24 protein-coding genes and 3 pseudogenes are annotated in these 25,450 nt (G+C 70.9%); 10 read left to right on the top strand and 17 right to left on the bottom strand.

From position 1 onward, the window contains the following. Positions 1-454: 454 nt before the first annotated feature. Positions 455-1,222 carry an FtsX-like permease family protein gene (locus OG948_RS58010; protein ID WP_331773123.1) on the bottom strand — a complete coding sequence of 256 codons (768 nt, stop codon included), beginning with the start codon at positions 1,220-1,222 and terminating at the stop codon, positions 455-457. Positions 1,223-1,350: 128 nt separating this feature from the next. Between OG948_RS58010 and OG948_RS58005 the strand changes: the two genes are divergently transcribed. Together OG948_RS58005 and OG948_RS58000 are read left to right on the top strand one after the other, a co-directional pair. After that, complete coding sequence (locus tag OG948_RS58005; protein ID WP_331773122.1) at positions 1,351-1,806, top strand: hypothetical protein; 456 nt, start codon at positions 1,351-1,353, stop codon at positions 1,804-1,806. Positions 1,807-2,066: 260 nt separating this feature from the next. Further along, positions 2,067-2,285 carry a hypothetical protein gene (locus OG948_RS58000; protein ID WP_331773121.1) on the top strand — a complete coding sequence of 73 codons (219 nt, stop codon included), beginning with the start codon at positions 2,067-2,069 and terminating at the stop codon, positions 2,283-2,285. A gap of 447 nt (positions 2,286-2,732) precedes the next feature. Here OG948_RS58000 and OG948_RS57995 read toward each other — a convergent pair whose 3' ends face one another. Further along, positions 2,733-3,035 (bottom strand): hypothetical protein, encoded by a 303-nt coding sequence (locus tag OG948_RS57995; RefSeq protein WP_331773120.1) that lies wholly within the window; start codon positions 3,033-3,035, stop codon positions 2,733-2,735. 795 nt (positions 3,036-3,830) lie between these two features. Here OG948_RS57995 and OG948_RS57990 point away from each other — a divergent pair. Next, a complete protein-coding gene (locus OG948_RS57990) occupies positions 3,831-4,046 on the top strand; it encodes a hypothetical protein (RefSeq protein ID WP_331773119.1) in 216 nt (71 codons plus the stop codon). A 381-nt stretch (positions 4,047-4,427) separates the two neighbouring features. Then, entirely contained in the window at positions 4,428-5,687 is a 1,260-nt protein-coding gene (locus OG948_RS57985) for a PP2C family protein-serine/threonine phosphatase (RefSeq protein WP_331773118.1), read from the top strand. Positions 5,688-5,762: 75 nt separating this feature from the next. Here OG948_RS57985 and OG948_RS57980 read toward each other — a convergent pair whose 3' ends face one another. From OG948_RS57980 to OG948_RS57970, 3 genes and pseudogenes are all read right to left on the bottom strand, one after another. Then, a complete protein-coding gene (locus OG948_RS57980; RefSeq protein ID WP_406300834.1) occupies positions 5,763-6,086 on the bottom strand; it encodes a hypothetical protein in 324 nt (107 codons plus the stop codon). Positions 6,087-6,244: 158 nt separating this feature from the next. Then, positions 6,245-6,802, bottom strand: coding sequence for a serine hydrolase domain-containing protein (locus OG948_RS57975; protein ID WP_331773643.1), 558 nt, complete (start codon positions 6,800-6,802; stop codon positions 6,245-6,247). A gap of 119 nt (positions 6,803-6,921) precedes the next feature. Beyond that, positions 6,922-6,996 (bottom strand): annotated as a pseudogene (locus tag OG948_RS57970) (hypothetical protein); the annotation flags it as partial. A 435-nt stretch (positions 6,997-7,431) separates the two neighbouring features. Between OG948_RS57970 and OG948_RS57965 the strand changes: the two are divergent. The 4 genes from OG948_RS57965 (at position 7,432) to OG948_RS57950 (ending at position 10,049) form a co-directional block, all read left to right on the top strand. After that, on the top strand, positions 7,432-7,770 hold the full coding sequence (locus OG948_RS57965; protein WP_331773117.1) for a PadR family transcriptional regulator: 339 nt from the start codon (positions 7,432-7,434) through the stop codon (positions 7,768-7,770). Continuing rightward, a complete protein-coding gene (locus tag OG948_RS57960) occupies positions 7,767-8,330 on the top strand; it encodes a hypothetical protein (protein ID WP_406300833.1) in 564 nt (187 codons plus the stop codon). Before OG948_RS57965 ends, OG948_RS57960 begins: the two co-directional genes overlap by 4 nt. 754 nt (positions 8,331-9,084) lie before the next feature. Next, positions 9,085-9,297 carry a hypothetical protein gene (locus OG948_RS57955; protein WP_331773115.1) on the top strand — a complete coding sequence of 71 codons (213 nt, stop codon included), beginning with the start codon at positions 9,085-9,087 and terminating at the stop codon, positions 9,295-9,297. 191 nt (positions 9,298-9,488) lie between these two features. Then, complete coding sequence (locus tag OG948_RS57950; protein ID WP_331773114.1) at positions 9,489-10,049, top strand: hypothetical protein; 561 nt, start codon at positions 9,489-9,491, stop codon at positions 10,047-10,049. Between the two features lie 226 nt (positions 10,050-10,275). On the opposite strand, the gene OG948_RS57945 is transcribed toward OG948_RS57950, so the two are convergent. From OG948_RS57945 to OG948_RS57905, 9 genes and pseudogenes are all read right to left on the bottom strand, one after another. Further along, positions 10,276-10,503, bottom strand: a complete 228-nt coding sequence (locus tag OG948_RS57945) for an MFS transporter (protein WP_331773113.1) — start codon at positions 10,501-10,503, stop codon at positions 10,276-10,278. 1,372 nt (positions 10,504-11,875) lie between these two features. After that, on the bottom strand, positions 11,876-13,057 hold the full coding sequence (locus OG948_RS57940) for a hypothetical protein (RefSeq protein WP_331773112.1): 1,182 nt from the start codon (positions 13,055-13,057) through the stop codon (positions 11,876-11,878). A gap of 313 nt (positions 13,058-13,370) precedes the next feature. Beyond that, a complete protein-coding gene (locus OG948_RS57935; RefSeq protein WP_331773111.1) occupies positions 13,371-13,607 on the bottom strand; it encodes a hypothetical protein in 237 nt (78 codons plus the stop codon). 503 nt (positions 13,608-14,110) lie between these two features. Then, positions 14,111-15,760: a TerD family protein gene (locus OG948_RS57930; RefSeq protein WP_331773110.1), complete on the bottom strand. Its 1,650-nt coding sequence runs from the start codon at positions 15,758-15,760 to the stop codon at positions 14,111-14,113. A 311-nt stretch (positions 15,761-16,071) separates the two neighbouring features. Next, positions 16,072-16,179, bottom strand: a pseudogene (locus OG948_RS57925) (IS481 family transposase); the annotation flags it as partial. Between the two features lie 49 nt (positions 16,180-16,228). Continuing rightward, positions 16,229-16,933, bottom strand: a complete 705-nt coding sequence (locus OG948_RS57920; RefSeq protein WP_331773109.1) for a hypothetical protein — start codon at positions 16,931-16,933, stop codon at positions 16,229-16,231. Between the two features lie 183 nt (positions 16,934-17,116). Beyond that, on the bottom strand, positions 17,117-17,569 hold the full coding sequence (locus tag OG948_RS57915) for a hypothetical protein (RefSeq protein ID WP_406300832.1): 453 nt from the start codon (positions 17,567-17,569) through the stop codon (positions 17,117-17,119). A gap of 1,036 nt (positions 17,570-18,605) precedes the next feature. Beyond that, positions 18,606-19,061, bottom strand: coding sequence for a VOC family protein (locus OG948_RS57910; RefSeq protein ID WP_331773107.1), 456 nt, complete (start codon positions 19,059-19,061; stop codon positions 18,606-18,608). Positions 19,062-19,163: 102 nt separating this feature from the next. Continuing rightward, positions 19,164-20,084: a LysR family transcriptional regulator gene (locus OG948_RS57905; RefSeq protein ID WP_331773106.1), complete on the bottom strand. Its 921-nt coding sequence runs from the start codon at positions 20,082-20,084 to the stop codon at positions 19,164-19,166. 71 nt (positions 20,085-20,155) lie between these two features. Here OG948_RS57905 and OG948_RS57900 point away from each other — a divergent pair, with 71 nt between their 5' ends. Beyond that, a complete protein-coding gene (locus tag OG948_RS57900; RefSeq protein WP_406300831.1) occupies positions 20,156-20,731 on the top strand; it encodes a DsbA family protein in 576 nt (191 codons plus the stop codon). A gap of 145 nt (positions 20,732-20,876) precedes the next feature. Here the strand turns inward: OG948_RS57900 and OG948_RS57895 are convergent, their stop codons facing one another. Together OG948_RS57895 and OG948_RS57890 are read right to left on the bottom strand one after the other, a co-directional pair. Then, entirely contained in the window at positions 20,877-21,767 is an 891-nt protein-coding gene (locus tag OG948_RS57895; RefSeq protein ID WP_331773104.1) for a hypothetical protein, read from the bottom strand. Positions 21,768-22,178: 411 nt separating this feature from the next. Continuing rightward, positions 22,179-22,603: pseudogene (locus tag OG948_RS57890) on the bottom strand (hypothetical protein). A gap of 234 nt (positions 22,604-22,837) precedes the next feature. On the opposite strand from OG948_RS57890, the gene OG948_RS57885 reads away from it, so the two are divergent. After that, the gene (locus OG948_RS57885) at positions 22,838-23,377 is read left to right on the top strand and encodes a DUF998 domain-containing protein (protein ID WP_331773103.1); all 540 of its coding nucleotides are present in this window, start codon (positions 22,838-22,840) and stop codon (positions 23,375-23,377) included. On the opposite strand, the gene OG948_RS57880 is transcribed toward OG948_RS57885, so the two are convergent. Continuing rightward, positions 23,374-25,044, bottom strand: coding sequence for an IS1182 family transposase (locus OG948_RS57880; protein WP_331773102.1), 1,671 nt, complete (start codon positions 25,042-25,044; stop codon positions 23,374-23,376). The genes OG948_RS57885 and OG948_RS57880 overlap by 4 nt on opposite strands. Between the last annotated feature and the right edge of the window lie 406 nt (positions 25,045-25,450).

Below are 25,450 nucleotides of genomic sequence, written 5' to 3'. Positions count from 1 at the left end.
CGTTTTGGTGGTGCTGCCGATGCGGAAGGTCGCGTCGGGGCGCATCGGTGTGTTGTCGGCGTGGTCCGCGATTCCGGCGGCGAGCGCGCGGTGTGCCCCGTCGCCGTCGACGCGCGCGAGGACGGCGGTGGCACCGGCGCCGACGACGGCGTCCAGGGCGTGGCGGAGTTCGTCTCCGCCTCGGGTCGGCGATCCCACTGCGGGAACGGCCCCCGTCGCGGGCGGGATGGACAGGGCCGCGACGAGTCCCCAGCCGGTGATCACGGCGCCGATGCGCCTCTTCGTTCCACTTCTCATGTCCGTCCTGCCTCTCTGTGCTCCTTCGGTACGGAGCGGTCGGCCGTGACGACCCGGCGGGTCGTCTCCGGCGGTCTTGCGAATTTGGCGACGACCCGGCCCCGTCGCGCCGCGCGGTGTGCTCTGCCCGGACTCCACGGAACATGGCAGGGCCGCATCAGCCGTCGCCGATCGCCGTCAGGATGTTCATCCGGGCTGCGCGGCGGGCCGGGAGTGTCGCTGCCGCGACTCCCATTGCGGCGGCGCCGATCGCGACCGCGACGATCGTGGGCCAGGGGATCGCGAGCACGGTCATGGCCGCCGTGGCGCGCTGGTTCGCGATGCCCCAACCGACGCCCAGGAGCAGGCCGAGCAGTGTGCCGTAACCGGCGATGACGAGGGATTCGAGTCGGATCAGTCGGCGGATCTGGACTCGGGACGCGCCGACCGCGCGCAGCAGGCCGATCTCGCGTGTGCGCTCCAGGAGCGACAGCGCGAGCGTGTTGAGCACGCCGAGTCCCGCGAGGAGGATCGCGAGGGCGGTCATCGCGTACACCGCGGTCAGCAGGGCGCCGACCCGGTCGCGGGCCGCCGCCCGGAAGCCCGAGCGGTCCAGGCAGGTCAGTTGCGGATGGTCGACCAGCGCGGCCCGGAGTTCCCGGCCCAAGGCCGCCCGGTCCGCGCCGGACGCGGCGGTCGCGAAGACCGTGGTCGCGCGGGCCCCGGGAGCGATCCGGTCCAACGTGGCGTTGCCGACCATGGGGGCGCCCCGCACCCGGCCGATGCTGCCGCCCGGCGGTTCCACGACCTGGATCGCGCCCACCGTCAGCGGGACTTCGGGTCCGCCCTCGGCGCGCAGCCGTACCGTGTCGCCCACGCGTACGCGGTGCCGCGCGGCGTAGTCGTCGCCGACGACGATCTTCCCGTGGGTGAGCGCGTCCCCCACCGAGCCGGAGCGAGACCCGCACGGTGCTCTGACGTTCGTTCACGACCACGCGCACGCCGCGCACGCCCCGGACCGCGCCGGCGACGTCGTCGCCGAATCCCGTGTCGCCCGCGTTGCCGGCAAGGTCCTTGCCGTCGCCGGCGATCACGAAGTCGGCGCCGAGCATCCGGTCGGCCGGCACGGATTGCGAAGCCACCATCGACGCGCCGATCACCGACATCGCGCACACCACGGCCACGCCGACCATGAGCGCGGCGGCGGTCGATCCCGTGCGGCGCGGATCACGCACCGCGTTGCGCGCGGCGAGCCGACCCATCGAACCGCATCTCGCCGGGAAAGCGCTCGTGAGCACGGGCAACAACCGGCGGACCAGGATCGGCCTCAGTACGACAAACGCCGCCGACGAACAGACGATCGTCGGGATCAACGCCTGCATGCCGCCCGCGAAGGCCCCAACCCCGGCCGGGACGAGGAGCCCCGTGCCCGACAGCACGCGCCGCCACGACGATCGGACCGGCTCCCGAGGCGCCTCGCGCAACGCGGCCATCGGCGCGACCCTCCCGGCCTTGCGGGCCGGCGCGTAGGCCGCCGCGACCGTGACCGGCGTACCGACGAGGTACGCGACGATCGGCGTCGCCGCGCGGCAGGCGACGCACACGGCCCGGCCCCGGAACCGGTCGAATGCCGCGGTGCCTGCAGGACCGAAGCGACATCCGAAGCCGGCGGCGGCATCGACGACCTGGCCGGGTACACCGTCGGCGGCGAGGACGTCGGAACACGGCTTCAGCGGCAACGACGCAACTGGGCGGACCTGACACCGGCGCAGCGAGAGGCGCCGGCGGGTGTGGGCGTCGAAGCCACCGAACAGACGGAGCAGCCCGCGACGGTGACGGCAGGGGCAGCGGCGGCGCGGGCGGACCGGTGGACCCTCACCCTCGCCGCGACGGCGACGTTCGGGGAGCGGGAAGGGCACCTCACCGTTCCGCGCAAGCACGTCGAGGCTGTCGAACACGGCGGCCAAACGCACCAGTTCAAGTTGGGGGTCGCCCTCGCGAACGCGTGACAACGACGCGCCACATACCCGCCCGAGCGCCTCGACGCGCTCACCGCGCTGGACATGCGATGGACATGAGAACGGGGATTGGGGCCGGGTTTGGGGTCCGATGGCATGCTCGGCCGACACTGCGTTGACCCCGACCGGAGGTGATCCGCTCGCCCCGGCCGGATGTGTGGCTCGGTCTCGGATCCGCTCCCGGGCCGTTCGGTTCGCCGACGTCGTGGTGGCGCGTTTGCCTCGTTCGGGTGAACCACCCGCGCCGGGGCCGGGTCGGTGCAACAGTTGGCGGGTGCTTTTCGCGGGGCCCACACATTCGCTCGGCGTGTTGTGCGGGCTGTGCCCCGCGGAGGATGACGGGGAGCGGCTCCGAGCGCGGCAACGCGCGGTCGGAGCCATTCTCGTTCGTCGCGCAGGCACCGGTGGAAGGGGATCACCGGTGGCCCGTGGACGGGTCTATGCCGCCTTGCCGCGCCGGATCCGATCGGCGACGGTCTCGATCCGTCGATCCAACAGGCGGTCCATGCTCGCCATCGACTGCTGGTCCAGGTCCGAGCGCAGCCGGCCGGGCGCGAGGTCGTTGGGGCCGACGTGGTGACCGGGGGTGTGGAGTCCTTCGAGGCGTTCGAGGACAAAGGCGTTCAGGTTGGTGTCGAGAGTGCGGTTGACGGGTTCCATCGCGGGGTCGGGGGTGGCGAGGGAGCGGCGGTACATCGCGCGGTGTTCCTCGTCGGGTCGGGCCGCGGCCTCGGCGGTCATCGCGGCCCGGCAGGTGACGCCATTCTCTGTCGTCTGTGGAACGCGTGAGGGGCCCTGGTGCCGTTGGCGCCAGGGCCCCGAAGGAACTGCTACACCATCCGCCGACCCTGACACTGCGCCGGCCCGTTGTTTCCGCGGACCCGACCGGGAGGGCGTCGGGGGCGCGGGGATCGCGGTTGCTTGACCGGAGACCACCTCACTGACGATGTCCTGCGGTACCCGGGCTCAGGTTTCCGCCCGGGCGATCCCGATGGCGCTTCCACTCCTTCGTTGTTTCCTCGGTGACCATCTTGCGTACTACCGGTACTGCCTTATCGGTTTCTGCGTACTGCCGGTACTGCTTTCTTGTGTGCCGCGGGTGATGCGTCCTGCCCGGTGGCCCGTGACGGCGCCACTCTCCACGCTTCGACAGCCAGCCCCGTCGCCGACCCTGCGTCTCGCTCTTGGCTTGGAACCCCACTGCCGAACCTCCCGGTGCGCGCGCCCGCAGCCGACGCCTTCACCGAGGTACCGCCCACCTACTCCACTGCTCTACTGCGGACTGCCTACTGCGACTGCCCCAACTGCGGTACTGCTCACGGCGGCCCCGGTCGTTGCGGACCGCCCGGTGCGTCCGTCAGTCCCGTCGCCGTCCTGCGACAACCTGGCTTCGGGACTCCACAAGCGCACCGTCCTGCACCTGCGACCTCATGTATTGCGCACTGCTACCACGGGTACTGCGGCCGGCAGTTCGTCTCTGCCAGGCCCTTCGGCCTCTCTGGGCTACGACAGAAACCATAACCACACCAGCACCTGATGTCTACTGCGGCCAGCATAGATTTTCGTGCGCTCGGTGGTGAGGTAATCGACCACGAGCAGCGGTGGGGCGCGGCCGTCACCCCCGGGGTCGGCGGGCGGTGGGGCGGCACGGTGTCGCGGACCTCGGCCGCCGGTCCGCCGCTCCCGGCCCTCCTGCCGGGACACCACGCACCCCACTACCGGCTGTTCACCGGGGTGGAGAGCACCAGGTGAGCGAGTCAGGCCCGCCGGTCACCCCCGAGCACTCCGACGCCCCAATCCGGCACGAGGATCCCGCCCAGCCCATCCAAAAGCTCGGTCTCGTTGTCCACGACCTCCGGGACCGGTAGCCCCTCGCGGGCATCACCGCAGGCGCGGGATCCGGGTTCCCGTCCGCGTGGTCGTTCACCGTGGCCGGCCGGGCGGGCGGGCCGCGGGGCTGCGGGGGTGGTGCAATGTTGACGTGTCCCGTGCCGAGCTCGGCATGAAAGTCGCGCAGGTTCGGGAATAGGCCCGGGGCGTCGTCGAGCAGTGGGAGTCGTTGTGACCGCTGAAGGGCCCAACGGCGGGTCGGACTCTCGTCCTGTCGGGGACGGGAGCCACCGGGGCGGGGCGATGACTTTGGCGGGGACGTTGGCGGCGGCGGAGGCCGCGGCGCCGGTGGAGTCGCTCGACGTGGTCGCGCGCATGCTCAGGGAGCACCTCGGGGCCGCGTCGGTGTCGTTTTTGATCACCGACTTCACCGGCGGTTCGGTCGTGCGGTTGGGGGCGACGGGCACCGTCGAGACCGGTGAGCCGGCCCGGCGCATCCCGCTGCGGGGCACCCTGTACGACGACGTGATCCGCACCCAGCGCCCGAGCGTGGAGGCCCTGGACGGGGGCCCGCAAGTGCAGGTGGTCGCCCCGGTGACCAACCGCGGGGACGCCATCGGGCTCCTCGAACTGTTCCTGCCCGCGGCACCGGACGCGGGGACAATGCGCGAGATCGGCGAGACCGCGCACGCACTGGCGTACATCGTCATCGCGAACCGGTCCTACACCGACGTGTACCAGTGGGGCCGGCGCACCACCCCGCTGAGTCTGGCCGCGGAGATCCAGCACCGACTCCTCCCCGCGTCCCTGGCCTGCGAGGCCGCGCAGTTCGCGGTCGCCGGGGCGCTGGAGCCCGCCGACCGGGTCGGGGGCGACACCTTCGACTACGTGATCGACCGGGACACCGTCCAGCTCTCGGTGACCGACGCCATGGGTCACGACGTCGACGCCGCGCTGCTGGCCACCCTCGTGGTGGGTGCCCTGCGCAGGGCCCGGCGGGCGGGCGCCGACCTCGGCGAACAGGCCCGCCAGGCCGATCGGGCCATGCGGGACCACGCCCGCCAGGCCTACGTCACCGGCCAGTTGCTGCGTATCAGCCTCCTCGACGGCGGGGCCGAGTTCGTCAACGCCGGGCACCCCTGGCCGCTGCGGATGCGGGACGCAAAGGTGCGGGAGATCGTTCCGGACATCGACCCGCCGTTCGGTCTCGGGTTCGGGTTCGGTTTCCGAGCATCGGAAGCCCCCGCCTATCGGGTGCAGTCGCTGGATCTGCGGCCCGGTGACCGGCTGGTGATGTTGACCGACGGCATGCTCGACCGCAACGTCACGAGTCTCGACCTGTCGGACCTGATCGTCGGCACCCGCGCGCTGCATCCCCGCGAGGCCGCCCGCGCCCTCGTCGGAGCCATCGTCGACGCCGCCCGGGGCCATCTACAGGACGACGCGACCGTCATGTGCCTGGACTGGCACGGCGTCGACCACTCCCGGCGAGAAGCCGCCACCGGCGCCGACCTCACCGAAGCATCACGACCCTCGATCACGGAACCGCCCACCCCCGGGTGACGACCGAGCACGGGAGGAATCGCCCCGGACAGGCAACCGGCCGCCACCCGGACACGCTTGTGGATCGGTCCTCTCTCAGTGCCTGGGCACTGATGACCCCACCAGGCGACCGTCCCGCTCTCCGTTGGCAGCACCGGCCGCGGAACGGAACCGGGCGATTCCCGGGTCCTCGACCGTCACGTGCAACCGTGTCGCCGATGTGTTGAGAGCCTGCGTGGCCATCCACGAGGTGAAGCCGCCAAGAAACGCATCGTCGGGAACCACCAGATCGAAGATCAAAGGCAGGTTCCCACCGACTTCGATCGTGTCGTCGGCGTGGGCACCGCCCCGGGCGGACGCCGGGACGCGTTCAGCCCAGGCGATCCGCCCACCGGGCCCGACGATCTCGACCGAGGACAACAGCGGCGCAGCCAGGCACAGCGGCCACCAAGCTCGTCCCGAACGAGGAGATCGCCTGGACCGTCGAGGGCCGCATCCGACCGCACGTCCGCCACGTGTACGGCTACCGGTTGGAGCCGGCCGAGGGCGGCACCCTCGTGACGTCCTACTACGACTGGTCAAGGCTCGCCGAGGAGTGGAAGCGGCGCCTCACCTTCCCGGTGGTCCCAGAGTCGGCGCTCAAGGCCACCCTCGGAATCCTCGAACGTACCGTCCGCCGGGCGGGTGTTGCCGCGCATCCCGGCGAGTTGGACCGGTTCGAGGAGGTCGCCCTTCAGGAGCTTGCCGTAGCAGCGGTTCAGGTCGGAGTCGGTGGAGACCATCTGGCCGGCCGACCACGCCCACGACGGGTCCATCTCGGTGATGTCGGTCAGCGGCGCACCCGGCGACTCCCGGTCGTAGCCCCTGGGGTGCGGGCCCCGGATGGTGCTGTCGTGCCGGGCGGGGAAGTGGGTGTCGCGCGGGCCGATGCGCTTGATGATGCGCCGGTCGAGTTCTCGGGCGATGGGGTGCCTGGTCACCTTCTCGACGAGCATGCCGGCGAGTACGTAGTTCGTGTTGCGGTACTTCCAGCGCTCGCCGGGCGCGAAGTCGGCCGGGTGTCGCAGCGCGATGTCGACCGGCTCGCGCGCCTCGTAGTACCGGAGTTCCAGGTTGAACTCGGTGTGGTTGGGCAGCCCGCTGGTCTGCTGGAGCAGGTGTCGGACGGTGATGACGTTCCCGTCGATCCTGTCCCCGTGACCACGCCCGGCAGGTAGGTCTCGATCGGCTCGTCGAGTCGGATCCTGCCCTCGCCGACCAGTTGCAGTACGACCACCGCGGTGAACGCCTTGGTGTTGCTGCCGACCCGGACCCGGCCGTCCCGGGGCACCTTCGCGCCGGTGGCGATGTCGCCCACGCCCGCGGTGTGTACGGGTGCGCTCGTCCCGGTCCTTGACGCTCGCGAGCGCGCCCGGCGAGCCGTCGGGCCCGACCAGCGCGTTCAGGCCCCGCTGTACGCCGTCCGGCCGGCGGCCGACGCGGCGGGCGGTGCCATCACCCCCGCCACGATCAGGCCGGCGGCCGGCGCCGCCACGGCCGAGACCGCGCCGCGCCGGCCGATCCGGGGTCGTCGGGAAGGGTGGTGCCTGTGCCGTGCCGATGAACGCACGAGTCAACTCCTGGGGGGAGATGCCGGTCGGTTGCCTGATCCAGGATCCGCGCCCACACCCACCCGGCACGATCCGGCCGGCCGCCCGACTTCGGGTAGTGCCAACCCCCCGGCTGTCTTTTGCCGTTATATATCGCCGCGCGATATATAACAGTCATGAAGCCACTGAGAGAGCAGAGCTACCTCATCCTGCTCGCACTGGCCCCCGAGCCGCTGTACGGCTACGGGATCATTACCGCAGTCCGCGAACTCTCCGACGAGAGAGTCAAGTTGGGCGCGGGAACCCTGTACGGCGCGCTGGACCGGCTCGCCGGCGACGGCCTGGTCGCACTCGACCGCGAAGAGGTCGTCGGCGGCCGATTCCGCCGCTACTACACGTTGACCGGCGAGGGCCGCCAAGCCCTCACCGCCGAAACCGCACGACGGGCACAGCTCGCCCAGCGGGCCGCGCGCCGGCTCGGCACCCTTCCCTTCGCACTCAACCCGGCGGGATGATGAACGACACGTACGAGAGACACAGTCGCCTGCTGCTGCGCACCTACCCGCCCCGCTACCGGGACGCCCGGGAGGCCGAACTCATCGGCACCCTGCTCGACGCCGCCCCGCCCGGCGCGACACGGCCGTCGATGGGCGAGGCGTGGGACATCGTGCGCGGCGGGCTGCTGACCCGGCTGCGGGACCGCCCTCCGCTGCACCACTGGCTCGCCTACCGCCTGTTCGCCAAGCGTGTCCCGGATCGGTACCGCATGTGGGTCCGGGACGATGCCCTCGGCCGTTTCCACTTCCTCCGCAGAAACCTCTGTGGTCATCTGGAGGGCATCGGCCTCTTCGTACTCATGATGGTCTTGAGCGGACCCGGCTTCACCGCTCTCATGGAGCCCGGACTCCTGCTTCCACCCCAACCCGGGCCGTGGATCCTGCTCGCCGTACTCGTACTGGGGATCTTCAACCCCCTGTACTCCAGGCGTTATCGCACTCGCACGCTGCACAAGCATCGGTTCGCCGCGGACGGAACCGAGCTGCCGGCACTGCCCGGCGCCCCGAGCGGGGCCTGACCCCCGAGAGCGCACCGTCGGGCTCGGCCGAGGGCGTCGGTCAGGTCGCGGAGGCGACCCGCCACGGGGCCGACGGTCAGCAGGCCGCTCGTGGCGCCGGCCTCCTCGGCCGCCTCGATGGTCGCCGAGCGGTGCCAGCGGGCCGCGGGCACCGACGGCGAGGTCGCGCGCCAGGCCCACCGACGACGCCAACCGGGCCGTATGTCAAGGCCACGGTCATTCTGGCCTGGGACCAGGTATCCCTATGGCGATGTGGAACAGCGGACGCCTGCGGGCACGTGGCCCGCCCTCACAACCTCCTCTCCGTCGCGGTCCCCGCTCCCGAGCGGATCGCCGCCGCCGTCCGAATGCTGCTGACGGGCCTGCCCGTCGGATCGTCGCGGGCGGATGAGACGCCTCTGCATCGGCCACCGCCCTGTCCCACGACCTGCGGCGCGCCGTCGACGACGGCGACCTCGAGCACGACACCGCGGCCCGCCTGGCGATCTGCGCCGCGGCACCGCACTTCAGCGGCATCGGGACGGCCGGCCGTCCACGCCCCGGTAGCGCAACGCGAGACGGCCCGCACCCGCCGGACAAACCTCGAGGTGGGCACCCGCATGAATCGGGCCCGATTCGGGGCGGCGGGCCGCGCCGGCATCCGGGCGGAGCCGCGGCTTCGGCGCGCCCTCGTCGGTGTGGGTCGGGTCGTAGGGTGGGCGGGTGATCATCCTCGACACGAGTGGTTCGGCGTCAGTCCGTCGATTCCCCCACCGTGACCACGCTGCGCGCGGTCGCCGAACACATGGGCCTGCCGCTGGCGTTGCCCACGATCGTCCTCGAGGAGGAACTCGCGAAGTACGGGCACGAGGTGGCCCAGGCGCACGGCGCGGTCAGGAAGGCGGTCAAGGATCTCGGCATGCTCGTGCCGGACTGGCCCGCCGACCTCTCCCCGTTCGACACGGAGCGGGCGGCCCGGGCGCGGTGACCGTCTCCGCGAGGTGTTCGCGCTCCTGACTCCGCCCGAAGGCGCTGAAGCCGACGGCCTGCGCCGCGAGACCTGGCGCGAGCTGCCCGCGAAGCGGGACTGGGAGCGCCCCGGTTCCGGCGGGGGCGAAATCGTGGTGTGGCACACCGCCGTCGAGGCGTGCCGGGGGCGGCACCGGGCGATTCCTGCTGGTGTCCAACGACGCCTCCGCGTTCGGTCCGGGAGGCGTCCTGCACCCCGAGTTGTCCGAGGAGCTGTGGATGCGGCTCGGGGGCGACGCGGAGCGGTTCGCGTATCAACCCACGCTCGCGTCCGCCCTCGACGCGCTGGTCGAGTCCCACCCCGAGCACCGGCTCACGCACGCGGACGTGGCCGGCTCGCCGACGCTCCTCGACGCCCTGGAGAAGGAAATGGCGTCCGGGGAGACGTTTTTCGAGCTGTTGGCCGGGGCCGGGCTGGTCGGCAAGGGTACGTTCACGTCCCGCGCGGCGGTCCTCGAGCCGGCGTTGTCGAGTCTGGGGAAGGTCGTCGCGTATCGGGTGGGCAAGGCCGCGCTCGTGTGCGCCAACCCCCGGTGGATGGCCCATCGGCTCCTGACGGGCGACTACGCGCTGCCCGGCGGACAGGCCCGAAACGTCACGGTGCGGGTGCGGCGGCGGCCCGGCGAGGGCTGCGACGACGAAGGCCACGCCCGCCATCGGGGACATCATCAGCCCGGCCCCGCACGGGACCGTGGCCGAGCTGCGACTTGAGCCACACCGACACCTGCGGGAAGTACGCGAACGCCGAGAACCGCAGGGCGAGTCCGGCCAACAGGTTCCCGCTGAAGGAAGGGTTCCGCAGCAGCCGGAGATCCAACATCGGCGCCGCAACCCGGCTCTCGATCACCACGAAGGCGATCAGGGCCGCCACCGCGCCACCCAGCGCGAGCCGTACCCCCGGGTCGCTCCAGCCGCTCTCCCCCGCCCGGATCAGGCCCTACGTCAGCGCCCCGGCCGGCCCCGTGAACACCGATGCTCCGGGCAGGTCCACCCGGGTACCCGACACCCCGCGCGACTCCCGCAGCATCCGCGACGCGAGCACCAGCGTGAGCACGCCGACCGGGATGTTGACCAGGAAGATCGACCGCCACCCCACCTGCTCGGTCAGGATTCCGCCGACCATCGGCCCCAGCGCGGCCGCCGCACCCGAAACGGCGCCCCACACGCCCAACGCGATGCCCCGGTCACGGCCCTGGTACGCCGAACCGACCTCGGCGTGTAATTCGCGTGGAGGGTGCAGACGACGCGCTGATGGTTTCCGCCGAACCTGTACTTCCTCACCAGGCGTTCGTGGATCACCGAAACCTTCGACAAGACCTCGCGCCGCAACCAGGCGTCGATGATCGGCTCGACTTCGCTGATCACCCTCCGCGGACCCGTCGGCCGGCCGACGGCCTTGCGCGGCGGGCCCGGCGGAGCGTCCGTGGACAGGTACTTGCGCATCGTCCGCCGATTGAGGCCCGTTTCACGGGCGCGGCCCAACTCGTCCTTGACCTGCTTATAGCTCTACTCGATCCCATGACGGGTCCCATAAATCCGCACGATCTCGTTCAGGTCGGCGGCCGAGTGCGGGGCCTCGTCCTCGTGTGGCCCGCCGGGGCGGGACAGGTTGGTGGCGAGGTACCAGGTGGCCTTGGCGGAACACGATCGCCACCAGCCGGCCACCGCATCCCGTGCTCACACCCACGGCCTCCCTTTCACGGGCCCAATTCGCACTCCGCGCTCGGGGCCGGGCCCGTGTCCAGGGCGCGTTGGGGGCTGCGGAACGTGGCCGAGACGCCCGGGGACGGGAGGGTTGGTTCCGCGCCGGCGACCCCCTTGGGGCGCACGGGGCCGAAAGACCTGGCGAGCAGACGGGTGAGCGGCGATCCGAAGGCTCACTCGGTGAGGTTCCGCTCGACCGCCGCCGGGAGCCTGGCCAGAAGATCGCGGCCCTCCCCGGCGACACCGGCAAGCGTGCGGTCCTCCGACTCCTGTCACATCGTGGTGACCTCGGGACGCAGCGCTTCCCCGGTCTCCGGATCGCCAATCGATCGGACGAATCCCGTACTCAAGGTGCTGCCCGGGACGGTCAAGGTGAGACCAAGGCGCAGACCGCGGCGACCACCGTGCTGCCGGATCGCGCGAAGGCGCAGGTGCACCGTCGGATGGCGAAGTCCGGTTCGGGCGACGAGTGATCGGCCGGGCGCGGCACCGGGCGGAAGCGCTGATCGGCGGCCCGGGCACCAACGGGGCCGGCCCCGTGGCTGACGCCTCCCGCACCGTGCAGGAGACGCCCGGAGAGGCCGGGCGCCGTGGCGTCCGGCCTCTCCGGCGTGAGTCCGGTCAGGGAGACCACTCGGCGCGCGGGGACGGGGCCGCGCCGGCTTTCCGACGGGCACGAGACCCGTCGCCGAACTGCTGTTCCCGGCGGCAGGTATGACGAACAACTCGGACCACGGCCGCCCCGGCACGGCCGTCGGGCCCGCGGTGCGGGTCCAGAGCGGCCCGCACCGGGGGCGACCCGGTCTCGCTGCGTCAGTACGAGCGGCGCCCGGTCAGGTGAGCGGAATCCGCGGCGTCCAGGCGGTGAACGGCAGCGTGCGGGACGGATCGGCGTTCTGGGCCGTGCCGATCACCCGGAGGCCGATGCCGAACTCGCCTGCCGTGGCACCCCAGAGGTGTTGCACGCCCGGCGGCAGGGCCACCCGCGTCGCGGACTGCCCGGGGCGGGTGGGCAGTCGAACGGCGTAGCCGGACTCGCCGATCGGCGCGGCGGGGTCGTACTCGGCCCCGACGGCGACCGGGCCGGCCGCGGTGAACGCGACGTCGTCGAGCTGGTATCCGGCTCCGGGGAGGGTCACCCGCTCCCAGGCCCGGCCGGCCCAACGCAGCGCCACCGCAACTCGGGGACTGCCCACGACGTAGCCCACCGCCCAGGTGCCCTGGTCACCCGACGAGCGAACCTGCTCGAGCCAGATACTCGAGCCGTCGTCCGCGCGGGGCACCGCAACCTGCGTCCAGGCGCGGCCGTCCCAGTGGGCGGAGGTGTTCTCCGGCCCGACCACCCACACGTCGTTCGGCGCGAGCGCGCTGACCCCGCTGTACCAGCCGATGTCCCACGGCGTGCCGTCCGGGTGCGTGGGGAGCGCGACCCGGGTCCAGGTGGTCCCGTCCCAGCGGGCGACCAGCGATCCGTCGTCGGCGCCGCCGACCGCCCACAGGTTCCCCGCCGTGCCGGTGATGCCGAACAGTTCACCGCCCGGCAGTGCCTTCGTGTCCACGGTGCTCCACGTGGCGCCGTCCCAGCGGACGACCCACGGCCGCCCGTCCAGATTGCCCGCCGCCCAGGCCTCGCGCGGACCGGTGACCCGGACGCTGTGCAAGCGCGCGAAACTCGCGTCCGCCGGTACCGGCACGGCGTTTGTCACCCACTTGCCGCCTGCCCAGTGCGCGGCCACCGGAACCCATTTCTTCGTCCCCGCCGGCCTGAGGGAACCGACCATGACGGTGGTTCCGCCAAAGGTGCCGACCTTCTCGAGCACGGTGATGGGCGTATCGCCCGTCGGCGGGGTATCGACGCGCCACGCCGAGTTGCTCGCCTCCTCCGCCGCCCGCTCCTCCGGCGTCGCCGTCTGGGCGTGCGCCACGGACAGTCCTGCCGTCAGCGCCGCCACCATCAGTCCTGACCCCGCCACCCGCGCGATCTTCGCCGCGCGTGCGCCTCGCTTGACCACCATGTACCGCTTCTCCCAGCTTGCCGGCCACCGGCACCCCGCCCGAACGTGGAAGTCTCGACGAGGCGTTCACCCTTCTGACGCAGCGGGAACACCACGGCGTCACACCCCGACCCGTCGGAAGAAGGAAGTCGGTCGTTGGCCGACCGGGAGGCGGATTCGGCTCATCTCGGCAGAGGTTGTCGAGTCAGGCGAATGCCGCGGAGGTAAGGGGCACCCGTGAGGCAGGCAACTTGCGAAAGGTGTAAGGACGGTGGGCAGTCGCGCGCGCCTCCGCCCCGCCCACGACGGGCGGGGAATGTGATGTTCGGCGCGGTCAGCTGCCGGCGCCGTGCCATTGCAGGAGCAGGATGGTGGCGTCGTCCTGGAGGCGGTCGTGGTGGTATTCGCGGATCGCTCGGATGAGTCGGCGCAGGGTCTCGGGCGCGGACGGGCCCCGAACATCCAGCAGGCCTTCGAGGACCAGGCCCCCCGGACCGACATGCGCATCGACGTGTGCGACGCCCCGACCCGGCTCGCGCTGTCCGCCTCCGACACGTTCGGCGACCGGCACATCGAACTGCTCCCGGCTGGGAGTACTACCTCGACATACTCGCCGCCGCCCGCACGGATACCGCCCGGCCCACATTCGACGACTACCACCCCGCACAGAAGCCCTACTTCGACGCCCTGGCCGCCGACCTCTGAACAACCCCCACGATCCCGGGGCACCGTCCCCCCGGGGCGGTGCACGCCGTCGTGCACGTGGTCGTGAGCGGTTGGTGTGGGTCGGGGCTACGCACGGATCGAGTGGATCGCCGACACCGAAGGAGTGGTTCGGTGTCCTTCGGCTTTCGCCGCCGTATCGGTTTCGAAGAGGATTCCGACACGGTCGAGATCGACGTCGAGGCGCCCGAGGCGGACACGGCGGAACAACACGCCGACCTCACGCCCCGCGCGTGGCGACCGACTCACGGGTTTCGAGCCGGAGTTTGTATTCGTCATTTCGGCCGTCGACTCGGTTGTGATGTACGAGAGTTGCTGCCCCAAGCGTATTCGTGGGTGGTCCGGTTTCGGTCAGGGGTACAGGTTGTGGCCCTCGCGGATGTGTTGGTGGACGTCCGGGTCCAGGATCAATTCCCATTCCCACTCGTCGATGGGGGTGCCGTCCTTGAACTCGGTGGGTCCCATGCTCATCGCGAAGCGCCCGTCGGCGTAGAGCATCGGGCGTTGCTCGTCCGACTCGGAGTACCGCTCGACGTGCCGGACCGTCGGGCCCTCCGGCCGGGTGAAGTCGATCAGCGCGATGGCGACCCAGTAGCTGTTGTCGTTGTCGTCGAGGAGCGGGACCGTCACGACGGAGCCTCGGCCGTCGTCGACGACGGCCTTGGCGCCGTAGGACTTGAAGCTGCCGGCGCCGTTGCCGAGCGCGCTGTACGCGCAGATCAGCACGTGGCCCTGGAGGTCGGGGCGGGTGATCCGGATGACCTCGCGGCCCGGGCCGCGGGCGTCGCCGTCCAGGTGTACGTACGGCTCCGCGGTTGCCGAGCCGAAGTCGCGGTAGTAGATCGCGCCCTTGGTCGGTATTCGCCTGTCGCTCGGGGGGACCGCCTCGGTGCGCGGCACGAACATCGCGTAGAGGTCGAGGTCCGCCTCGCCGAAGTCGGCGTACGCGGTGCCACCGTCCCATTCGAGCGCCGCCGTGATCACGGTGCTGCGGTCGCCGTCCCACGGCAGTGCCACGCTCTGATCCTTGGTCAGCTTCATCGCGCCGAGCGGCGGCTTGGTCATGGTCAACGGCGCGGCGGCGTACGGGGCCGCCGCCGGGTACGGCGTGGGTACGTACGCGGTCGTCGGCGCGGGGGCCGGTTGCCGCGTCGGGGCGTCCGGGCGCCGGCGCAGCCGAGACAGCGCCCGGGACACCGGGGAGCCGGACGGCGGGGCGGATGTCCGTGCGGTGGGCGGCGCGATGGCCGGCGGCGGGGTGAATCCGACGGGAACCGGCGCGGACACGGGTGCCGCGAATCCGGTGGCGTACTCCGGAGCAACGGCGGCCGGGGGCGCGGCGAACTCGGTTCCCGGGAGCTGCTGTTGCGGCTGCGCGGCGGGTGGAGCGAAGGCGACGGGCGCCAGTGGTGCGGTGGGGCCGGCGAAGCCCGGGGGTGCTTCCGCCGCGTCGGGGATCGCGAAGCCCAAACCACGCTCCGGGTCGGTCGGCGGGTCGTCGGGCTCCTCGGCGACCTCGATCCCGAAGTCCGTGGCGATGCCCGCGAGACCGCTCGCGTAGCCCTGACCGACCGCGCGTACCTTCCACGCGTCCGCGCGCCGGTACACCTCGACCAGCACGGCGGCGATCTGGCCCCTCGTCAAATCATCGGGCCGGTAGACCGTCTCGCCCACGACGGCCTGTAGGCCACGGACGTCCGCGAGGGTGTCCGCGCCCGTCTGGCCGTCGGCCGCGACCACCACGACCAGGCTCGCCACGTCGTCGGCGACCGCGCTCGTGACCACGGTCATCCGCCCGCCGCCGGCAAGCCGGACCGCACCGTCCGGGCTCGCGGGGTTGTTCCAGAAAACGAAGTCCGCGTCACCGCGCACCAGATGCTCGGCGGTGAGGAGCAACGCCGAGATGTCGACGCCCGCGCGCCCCTCCCACGACACGACGATCTCTACGACCCCATCGTCGAGCGGCGCGTTCGCGCCCGTCGTCAACACGACACGCGACATCGATGACCAACCCCCCGGAGTCGATGAGTTCCCCGCTGGGATCCTACGCGGCGATCTGCGGGAGCGACGTGCGGGAGTCGGATCGCGTGGCGGATCAGGCGTGCCGACGAGCGCCGGATACGGACGGGAGTACGCCGAGGCGGCGGATCGTACGGACCCGAGGGTGCGGTTCCGGAGGCGGTGGTTGGTGTGTTGGGTGGTATCCCGGCTGGGGTTGGTGACGTCGACAAGGTCTGCAGGACCTTGGCGCGCGGCGTTCGGTGCGCTCTACGCGGTGCGCGGGTCTGCGCTGAACTCGGCGCCTGGGCCCGCCGGTTGGTGCGAGGCTTGCCGGTGGCCTCGTGGCCGCCGCCGTCGGGGATGTTGCCGAGTTTCTTGATGTCGACGTGGACCAGGTCGCCGGGTGCGGCGTGCTCGTAGCAGATGTCGCAATCCACACCGAACCCGAGGGGCCCGCATCCGTTCGGATCACCTGGCCATGCGATCCGTCGCCAACCTCCGTGGGCAGTACACCTGGTCCTGCCCCCGCAAGGGCCGGAAGAAGTCCCGGAGGTCGCGGGCCAGTTGCTCGGGCTCCTCGTGGGCCATGAAGTGCCCGCCGCGCTCCGGGGTGCGCCACTGCCGCAGGTCGGTGAAGATCCGCTCGGCGAGGCCGCGCGGCATTCCGCGGAACGCCGGCTCGTTGCTCAGCGTCACGGCGCCGGGGACGGCGATCGGCGGCACCGGCCGGTTGTGCGGCCAGTCGTAGTACTCGCGGAACGACGTGCCGATCGACCCGGTCGCCCAGTACAGGGTCGCCACCGTCAGCAGCCTGTCGCGGTCCCAGCGCGTCGCCACGTCGCCACCGCAGTCGCTCCAGTCGCGGTACTTGTCCACGATCCACGCCGGCAGCCCCGCCGGGGAGTCGACCAGCGCGGCCGCGACGGTGTCCGGGCGGGTGGACATGATCCCGCTGTAGCCGCCGTCGGCGGCGTCGTATTCGGCCATCGCGTCGAGGAACTCCCGCTCCTCGGGCGTCGGCGGCGCCGCACCGAAGTCGGTCGGGACCACCGACGAGGTGACCAGTACGCCGGCCACCTCGTCCGGGAACAGCGCGCCAAGCCACTGCGTGATCCCGCCGCCGATGTCGCCGCCCTCCGCACCGAAGCGCGGATAGCCGAGAACGTCGACCATGAGCCTGTGCCACGTCTCGACCGCGTCGTTGCCCGGCGGACCGGTACACCAACGGCCGCGCCGCCGGCGACGCGCAGGTTCACCGATACCGGGCCGTCCGCCGACGCACGGCGGTCGAAGACGACCAACCGACGACGCAGATGGCTGGGACCCGGGGTTTTGCATCGGCTTGCCAGTGGCGGGTCAGAAGGTCGGGCAGATGTGTTTGCGGATGATGGCGAGAACTTGCTCCGCCTTTGCGGTGCCGATCGGGCCGTTCGGTGTGGTGAATCGCTGTTCGGTGAGGGCGACCCACTTGGGTTGGTCGTTGGGCCACATCTTGATCGAGGTGCATTGGTCGCGCCCTCGGCTGACGGCGCGATCCGCCCTGCCGTTGACGATGGCCGCATCGATTGCGTCGAGGTCGGCCACGAACTCGGCCTGGGTGGCGACGTCGGGCTTGGGGACGGGGACGGCCGCGCCCGGCGCCGGGGCTTCGCCGGTTTCGGCCTTGGTGGCGGGTGCGGGCGGGGCGTTGGTCGGTGGTCCCGACTTCGAGGCGGTGGCAGCGCTCGGTGTTGTCGCCTGGGCTGCCGGCTTGACGACCTTGTCGTCGTCCCCGCCGCCGCAGCCGGTGGCCAGGAGAAGTGCCGCCACGAGAGTTGTGGTGGTGGTGATGCGTCGCACTGTGCCCCCAGATATGGATGTCGCTGGGTAGACCTGCGGTGTGGGGGCGAGGTTGTACGACAGGCGGCGAAGTGATGTATCCCACGGGCTGGTTGTTCGAAGGTGCCGACTGAGGGAATCGGCCGAAGGGGCGGCAACGCAGGGTTGTCGGGTGGCCGGGGACGGCGACTGCCGGGTATCCGGCGCCGCACTACATAAACCGGGTGAGATCCCGGCTTGTCCACGGAATACGCCGACTTGCTCTGCGAACCATGCATGGCCGGGTCGCAGGGATGATCCCGACCACGCAAGCCGACTCCATGACGACCGCGGCCTGGGTCGTCCGATGCCGGGTTCCCTCGGCAGGCCGTTCATCGTGCCCGCCGACGAACGGCCCCTTCGCGATCCGGCTCCACCACCGACCGGTCCCACGACGACGCCGGCAACAATACGATCGTCCGCACCGCCGAGACCTACACCGACCTCGGCCGGCCCAAGGCGATCACCGCCGACGCGACCACGGCCGACGCCACCCACGCGGGCACCGACGCGAGCGAACGCACCGCCTTTTCCGGCACGACGTTCGCCAACACCGCCCTCAGCGCCACCCGCGGCCAACCCGCAGGCGTGACAACGGGTGAGAGAAGGTGGGTTCGGGGCCGGGACGTGGTGTCCGTCGTACCCCGGGCCGGATTTCGACTGTGCGCAGGATCCGGAGCCGGTCGGCGGGTCGCCCTTTCGAGGGGCACGTGCGCCTCTTTGGGGTGAAGTTTCCGCGCCCGGGCCCGGGTTGCCGGTAGGGTGGGTAGGTGCCCGTCCATGGGGTCCACACACTCGCTGTCGGCGGCTGTGCCCCGCGCGGGATGAAGGAAAAGGCGGCGACCACGTGTGCGGTCGACGCCTTCTCCGCGTCCCACGGGCTTCTCTTCGCGCTTCGCCGATGTCGGGCGGCCCCGCTCACGCACTGCCGGTGGTTGTGGCCGTGTCCGGCGTGAACGGGGCCGGTGGTCGTGCGAAAACGTCGCCGTCAGAGGTTGACGGCCGCAGCGGTCGCCTTCAGTTCCTCGGGCGTCATGTCGGCGACGCGGGTGGTGAAGAACCAGGAGTGGCCGAAGGGGTCCTCCAGTTCGACCTGTCGATCACCGTGGTACTGCATCTCCACCGGTCGGACGACACGCGCTCCGGCGGCTGCGGCCCGTTCGGCGAGAGTGTCGACGTCCGGTACGTAGACCAGCAGATTGACCGGAGTGCCGCCGATCGTCCTCGGGCTGTGGAAGCGGTATTCGGGGTATTCGTCGCGCAACATGAACAGCGCGTCGCCGATCTTGAACTCGGCGTGTGCGACCTTGCCGTCGTGACGGGGGATCTCGATACCCACCTGCGCGCCGAAGGCGTCCCGGTAGAAGCCGATGGCGGCCTTGGCGTCGTGCACGTTGAGGTAGGGGACGCCGGCCTTGAACCGCTCGGGGACGGGGTTCGTCATGTTCGCCTCCGGTGATGGGGTTTCTCGTGTTGACGTCTCCATCCTCCTTGGGCCTCCGACCTGCAACAATGACGAGATTCGCACCGATTGCCAACCTGTGGGTTAGCGATCGACGGGCTCCCTCGTCGCCCTCGCCGTGTCCTCGCCGAGCTGTGAGCGGGCGAGCGCGATGAAGGAGCGCACCCGACTGGTCTGGCCGCCTGCGGGCCAGACAGGTCCGTACTCGATCGGCGGCAGGTCCTCGATGGGCACGTAGACGATGTCCGCCCGGGCGTGGAAGCGGGTTGCCTGGCTCCCCACCACGGCCATCCCCTCGCCGGAGCCGACCAGCGTGAGCAACTCCTGACGGGAGGTCAGGGTCGGGGTGCGCAGGATGGGACGCCCGCTGGGCGCTTGCGCCGGCACGAGCGCGTCCAAGAGATAGCCGGGAGCGTCGGCGGGCACCAGCAGGGTGTCCCGGGTGAGATCCTCCACCGTGACGCGCTCTCGGCGGGCGAAGGGATGCCGGGCGGCGACGGCCAGCATGCGCGGGTCGCGCACCAGCGCGGGGCCGCACGACAGATCGTCCTCGCGCACGGGCAACTCGGTCACCTGCATATCGAGTTCGCCGCTGCGCAGCGCGCCGAACGCGTCCGACAGGTGCACCTCGCGGATGCGTACCTCGCAGTCCGGATGGCGGGCACGGAAGGCGTCGGCGGCCTTCATGATGACCTCGCCCGCCAGTGGGCTGGAAAAGCCGACGCGCAAGGACCCGGTGAATCCTCGCCCGGCGGCGATGGCCCGGGCGATGCCCTCCTGGATGCGCTGGTAGCCGGCCTGGACATCCTCACGCAAGGCGCTGCCGGCAGCGGTGAGCTCCACGTGCCGACTGGTTCGCCGGAACAGTGCCACGCCGAAGCGGCGCTCCAGTTGTTTGATGGTCTGACTGACCCGGGCGCCGCTGACGCCGAGCCGCTCGGCCGTACGTGCGAAGTGCAGCTCCTCGGCCAGGGTCAGGAAGATCTCGATGTCGCGCCGTTCCATAACCCCCAGATTAGCGATCGACACGTTCTCCGTCGTTGTTGCCGCCCGGCACGACCGCCAGGCTGAACCCCATGAAGAACTCAACGCATGTGGAAATCACTCTCGACGTCGTCTGCATTTGGTCCTACCTGGCCTTTACCCGCTACCGGCGAGCCGCCGCCCGATTCCGGGAGGAGGGCGGCCACACCGATCTGACGGTCCGTTCCTGGCAGGTGGAGCCCGGGGCGGCAGGCGGCGAGTCCAAGCTTCGGCAGAGCTTGACCAGGTTCGGCGAAGGCGCACTCGCGCGACTGAACGCCATGGCCGCCGTCGACGACATCCCGTTGGACTTCGCCAGAGCGGTGACCGCCGACACCGCCCACGCCCACCGTCTGATCGCCATGGCAGCCGGTCAAGGGTCGGCCGAAGAGATGACCGCACGGTTGTTCCGGGCGCATTTCGTGGAAGGAGCGCACATCGGCGACTCGGACGTCCTGCGTGCTCTGGCCGCCGAGGTCGGCGTGCGTTGGAACGAGGCCACCGAGGTTCTCTGGGCCGAAGATGTCAGCGGCGTCCCGGTGTTCCGTTTCAACCGCAAACCGGCGCTCGACGGCGGAACCCTGTCGGAAGAAACCTTGTTCGGCCAGTTGATCACGGCCTCGGGATGACGACAGCCCTTCCGTGACGTCATCTCGAGCGGCCATGGGACCGAGCCCCGGTTCCCACCCCGGGAATGGGGAGCATCGGCACAGACCAGCGCGCCGCGCGGCGGCTGGTTGTGCGAGCGTGTATCGACACCCCCGTGGTCGACGCTCACGCGATCCGGCGCTCGTCATTCCTGTCCGGTCGTCGGACCGCGCTTTCCCGGAGATACGGCAAGTGACCGAAATCCGGACGCCACCGGGCGCCGGCGTGGCGATCGAGGGCCTGAGTGAGTTCGTCGTACTCCTGCTCGGTCAACGGGCCCAGGATGCACAGGGGGATGCCGCCTATCACGCCGGAAGCAACGCTGCCGGGGTAGAACCAGCCCGCGGGACGTAGGGGAGTGTCACCGACGTCGTCGACGAAGTGGACGTGCAGTCCCGAATAGCGGTACTGCACGTGGGCGTTGACTATCTGCGCGGTGACCACCTCGACCTGGTCCCAGGTGACGGTGCGGCGGGAGCCATCGGTGGTGACGATGCCCTGGGGGCCGACGTGAAGGGACCAGGGGGCCCTGTTCGGGAGCGCGTGTCGGTGTCGCCAACCCCCGGGTGCCTGCCACAACAGAAGCAAGAGCATGAAAATAATGGTGATGCCGCCCGCGAACGCCGTCCAGGCCAGGTTCTCCCAGGACTCGGCCTTCACTTTGGGGTCGAGGCCGCCCTTGGTGTTCATGCCGATGACGCAGGCCATCGAGATCAACAGGGCGATCTTGACGACGAGCACGATCCGGGAGGTGGGTACGAAAATCGGCCGGGCGTAGTCGGTGATCGGTTCCCGGCCGGTCCAGGAGATATCGAAGGCGCCGTCGCGAGCCGGCCGGCGTTGTGTGTGCGGTGGGGTCGTGTTCGGGGATCGTGGGGCGGTGACGGTGGTCGCGGCGGAAGTGCCGGGAGCGGCGGGGGCGGTGCCGAGTCGGCCGAGGCGTTCGTGGACCTCTTCCGCGCTCCGGGGGCGCCGGTCGGGTTCGCGTTCCAGGAGTGCGGCAACCAGTTCCGTCAACGCGGGCGGCAGGCCGGGGCGGAGGGTGTCCAGGTGTGGGGCGCCCTCGGTGAGCTTGCGTCGTCGGCCCCGCAGAACTCGTCCGTTTGAACCGACTCGTCGACGGCGCGGGTTCTGGGATGCGCGGATCCTCGATCCTTCGTCGTCGACCGGCGGTTGACCCGGCAACCACCCTGAGACCGCCGTCGTGGGCGGGTCGGCGTTCGAGCCGTGGAGCGGATACCCGCCGGCCTCGCCCAGGCCGAGCGGGTCGGCACGGAAGGCACGGCTGCGGGAGTGCCATTGGCGGGGTCGGTCGTCGCCAAGGGATGTTGCCGGCGTCCTGGCCGCGTTGCGGTCGTGGTCCACCGTCGGCGCCCGCCGCCCACGACGCGGGCCCCGCCGCATCCGACCCCGGGTAGTCCCCCGGGCTCAGACCCTGGTCATGGTCGACGTGTATCCGCCTCCACCGGGGTAGACCCAGTCACCGGTCATCACCGTGTCGTCGGCGTTGAAGGTACCCCGGAAATACGCCGGACTGCTCTTCGCCCCTGCCCAGATGGTGAGTGTGTCGCCGGCGAGTTCGTAGACGTAGTCGAACGTGTTGCCGTTCGAGTCGTAGTACCGCGACACCACGTCCACGCCGGCGGGCTCGCCGAACGGACGGAGGTTCCCGATCACTTGCAGGCCACTCACCGGCTCACCGAACTGGGTGAGTTCGACCTGCTGACTCAGGAAGAACCCGCCGGGCATCCACTCGTATCGCACGCTTCCTCGGCCCCGCCGGTCACCGCCCAGGTACCGACCAGACGATCCAAAGCCTTGAGCTCGACGCTCGGCTGGTTGCTCTCGGACATGTCGTCCTCCTTCTTGTCGATGGTCACCGATACCTCGAAGCCATCGACCCGACCTCGACACCCGGCGCGTGTGGCGTGGATCACGCCTGAGAGATGTCGAGACCCGGGATTGGGCACCGAGGTATCCGGCAGGACCCACCAAGGAGGAGTCATGACAGACACCGTCACCATCGCCGCCGTCCCCGTGATGCGCCGCTCGGATCACCTGTTCATCGCCGGGGCGGGGACGGGCCGGTGTTCTTCGCCCCGGCGGGCGTCCAGATGGCCACCCGCGAGGGCTTCGACATCACCCGGCACCCGATCAGCCAACTCTCCACCGGTGGGGCCGGCTGGATCCAGGTCACCACGTTCGTACTCGCGGGTCTCGGTGCTCTCGCCCTGGCCGCCGGCATCGCGCGCGCCCTGACCGAAGGTGTCGGTCGGCGGACGGTACCGGTCCTCGTCGCGGTCTTCGGCGTCGGGATGATCTCCACCGGACTGTTCGCCATGGACGCGGAGAACGGCTTCCCGGTCGGCACCCCCGACCGACCGGTCGAACACATGTCCTGGCACAGCATCGTCCACTCGGCCTCGGCCGTCGGCGCACGACTGCCCGCGGGTCCACACCACCGGCGAGTACGCGTACACCTGATGCCGCGTGTACAAGGGCAAAGTTCGACTGATCGCCGACTGCAACGGACCCGACGCCTACTCGGGCCGGATCACCCCGGAGGCGGGCAACCCGACCCAGCGTCGGCAGGCGGGCCCGTGCCGTCTCGGGACGCTGTTGGTTAATTCGCCCCGTCGAGCTTCGGCTCGGCGGGGCGAAGCCGTGCGAAGTGGCTGGTCCGGGTCCGGGCTCGCGGTGTGTGGGTGAGGTGGGCGTCGATGCGGGCGAGGTTGATCGCGGCGCCGGTGAGTTGGTGTTGGAGGCTTGTCTTGGCGAGGCCCCGGTAGCGGGATCTGCGCAGGCCGCAGCGTGCGGCGCCCTGGGAAATGGTGCCCTCGACGCCGGCGCGGATCTTGTAGCGGTCCTTCCACGCGTCGGTCTGCTGTTCGGCGCGGGCGGTGCGCAGAACCTCGTGTTCGTCGCGGTGGCGCAGGGTGAGCTCGCGGCGCTCGGCGCTCGGCGAGTTGACACAGGCGCGCAGATCGGGGCAGTGCCGGCAGACGGCGGTGGGGAACCGGATCCGAACGACCGGCAGTCCGGCCTGCGAACGGCGCTGGTGCCACTCGGTGTTGGTGGCCCCGTTCGGGCAGGTGGCTCGCTGGTCGTCCCAGTCGACGGTGAACGAGTCCTGCCGGAACGGGCCGTCCGCCTGGGCGTTGGTATCGGCTCGGACCGGTCCGAGCAGCGCGACGTCGTGGTCGCGCCGGGCGGCGACGATCTGCGCGGCGGTGGGGTAGCCGGCGTCGACCCAGTGCTCGTCGGGCAGCAGGTCCCGCTCGGCGAGGCCGGCGTGGACCCGGTCGGCCAACACGCTGTCGGGGACGGTGGACTCGGTGGTGGCCACGTTCGTGACCAGGTGCACCGCGTCCGGATCGCAGGTCTCGGTGAGGTGGACCTTGTAGCCGTCCCACATCGTGTCGCGTTTGACGCTGCCACGCGCGTCGGTGTCATAGGGGGTGACCAGGCGCTTCGCGCCCGGCGGCCGGTCTTTTGGGCCGCGGCGCACCACCTGCCCGTCCACCCGGTGGAAGTGCTGCACCCACACCCGCCGCAGCGTCTCCACCTCCTCCAGGGCACGCAGACCGCCCGGCGCGTCCGCGGCGAGCACGAGTGCGAGCAGCCGCGTCCCGTCCCGGCCGATCCGCGCCCCCACCTCGTCCCGCCGGGTGCGGGCCCTGGGGAAGCGGGACTCCTCCGCCCGGGTCGCGTAGTGCCGGAACCAGTCCGGCTCGGCGACCGGGCGCAACCACTCCGGGTCGGCCTCGGCGACCGCGTTCAACGCCGCGCGCAGCGTCTCGGACACCAACTCCAGAAAACCCAACTCGCGTGCGGCGGACAGCACATGCGTGGAATCGGTGCGCGCCTTCCCGCCGCCGGCCAACAGGCCCTTCTCCCGCGCCGCGGCCAGAACACCGTCCAACACCCGCCGTCCCGCGTCCGCCTCCACCAGCCGGTCGCGGAACTCGGACAGCACCGAGAAGTCGAACCCCGGATCGCCCAACTCCAACCCCAGCGCGTACTTGAAGTCGATCCGTGCCCGCACCGCCTCCGCGGCCTGACGATCGGTCAACCCCTCCACGAACTGCAACACCAGCACCAGCGCCAGACGTCCCGGCGACCACGCCGGCCTGCCCCGCCGCCCCGGGAACAGATCGGCGAACCCCTCGTCCCGGAACAACGGCCCCAACTCGTCCCGGACCCGGATCGCCAGACTCCCCTTCGGGAACGCCGCCCGCGCCACCCGTACCGTCTCCGCCGGAATCTCCCCCGGCTCCCGCGGCTGCATCGACATCGACACCCTCCCCCTACGACAACGTCGGCCCCCAAGACCACAACCGGGTCTTGAGGGCCGACGTCACGCGCAGGGCCCAAATTAACCAACAGCGTCCGTCTCGGGCTCGGGCCCAACAGCGGTGTGCAGGGGGCGTCCTGATGGCCGATGCCCGCGGCGGGCCCGTTTCCTGCGTGGCGCGGCCGTGGCGGCGGCGCTGGTGTTCGGGCTCGTCGCCCCTGTCGCGTCGGCGAATGCCGCGAGCCACGGATCGGGGTCCGGTTCGTCCGCCGGCGTCGTCGTCGCGCGGTGGACCCTCACGGCGAAATGCCCCATGGAGCGGATCTCCGACCTGCACATCGTGGACGTGGTGTACGAAACCGGATCGGGATCCACCCACCAGAGCGCCTGGAAGAACGCGGTGAAG

Source organism: Embleya sp. NBC_00888 (assembly GCF_045207655.1).
In the GTDB taxonomy this organism is placed as follows: Bacteria; Actinomycetota; Actinomycetes; order Streptomycetales; family Streptomycetaceae; genus Embleya.
This window is presented reverse-complemented; position numbering and strand designations above follow the sequence as displayed.

Bases quoted from the DNA above. Each gene is read 5' to 3' on its own strand.
- OG948_RS57995 (WP_331773120.1), bottom strand. From the start codon at position 3,035: ATGACCGCCGAGGCCGCGGCCCGACCCGACGAGGAACACCGCGCGATG.
- OG948_RS57990 (WP_331773119.1), top strand. From the start codon at position 3,831: ATGTCTACTGCGGCCAGCATAGATTTTCGTGCGCTCGGTGGTGAGGTA.
- OG948_RS57985 (WP_331773118.1), top strand. From the start codon at position 4,428: ATGACTTTGGCGGGGACGTTGGCGGCGGCGGAGGCCGCGGCGCCGGTG.
- OG948_RS57965 (WP_331773117.1), top strand. From the start codon at position 7,432: ATGAAGCCACTGAGAGAGCAGAGCTACCTCATCCTGCTCGCACTGGCC.
- OG948_RS57960 (WP_406300833.1), top strand. From the start codon at position 7,767: ATGATGAACGACACGTACGAGAGACACAGTCGCCTGCTGCTGCGCACC.
- OG948_RS57940 (WP_331773112.1), bottom strand. From the start codon at position 13,057: ATGGTGGTCAAGCGAGGCGCACGCGCGGCGAAGATCGCGCGGGTGGCG.
- OG948_RS57930 (WP_331773110.1), bottom strand. From the start codon at position 15,760: ATGTCGCGTGTCGTGTTGACGACGGGCGCGAACGCGCCGCTCGACGAT.
- OG948_RS57920 (WP_331773109.1), bottom strand. From the start codon at position 16,933: ATGGTCGACGTTCTCGGCTATCCGCGCTTCGGTGCGGAGGGCGGCGAC.
- OG948_RS57910 (WP_331773107.1), bottom strand. From the start codon at position 19,061: ATGACGAACCCCGTCCCCGAGCGGTTCAAGGCCGGCGTCCCCTACCTC.
- OG948_RS57905 (WP_331773106.1), bottom strand. From the start codon at position 20,084: ATGGAACGGCGCGACATCGAGATCTTCCTGACCCTGGCCGAGGAGCTG.
- OG948_RS57900 (WP_406300831.1), top strand. From the start codon at position 20,156: ATGAAGAACTCAACGCATGTGGAAATCACTCTCGACGTCGTCTGCATT.
- OG948_RS57880 (WP_331773102.1), bottom strand. From the start codon at position 25,044: ATGTCGATGCAGCCGCGGGAGCCGGGGGAGATTCCGGCGGAGACGGTA.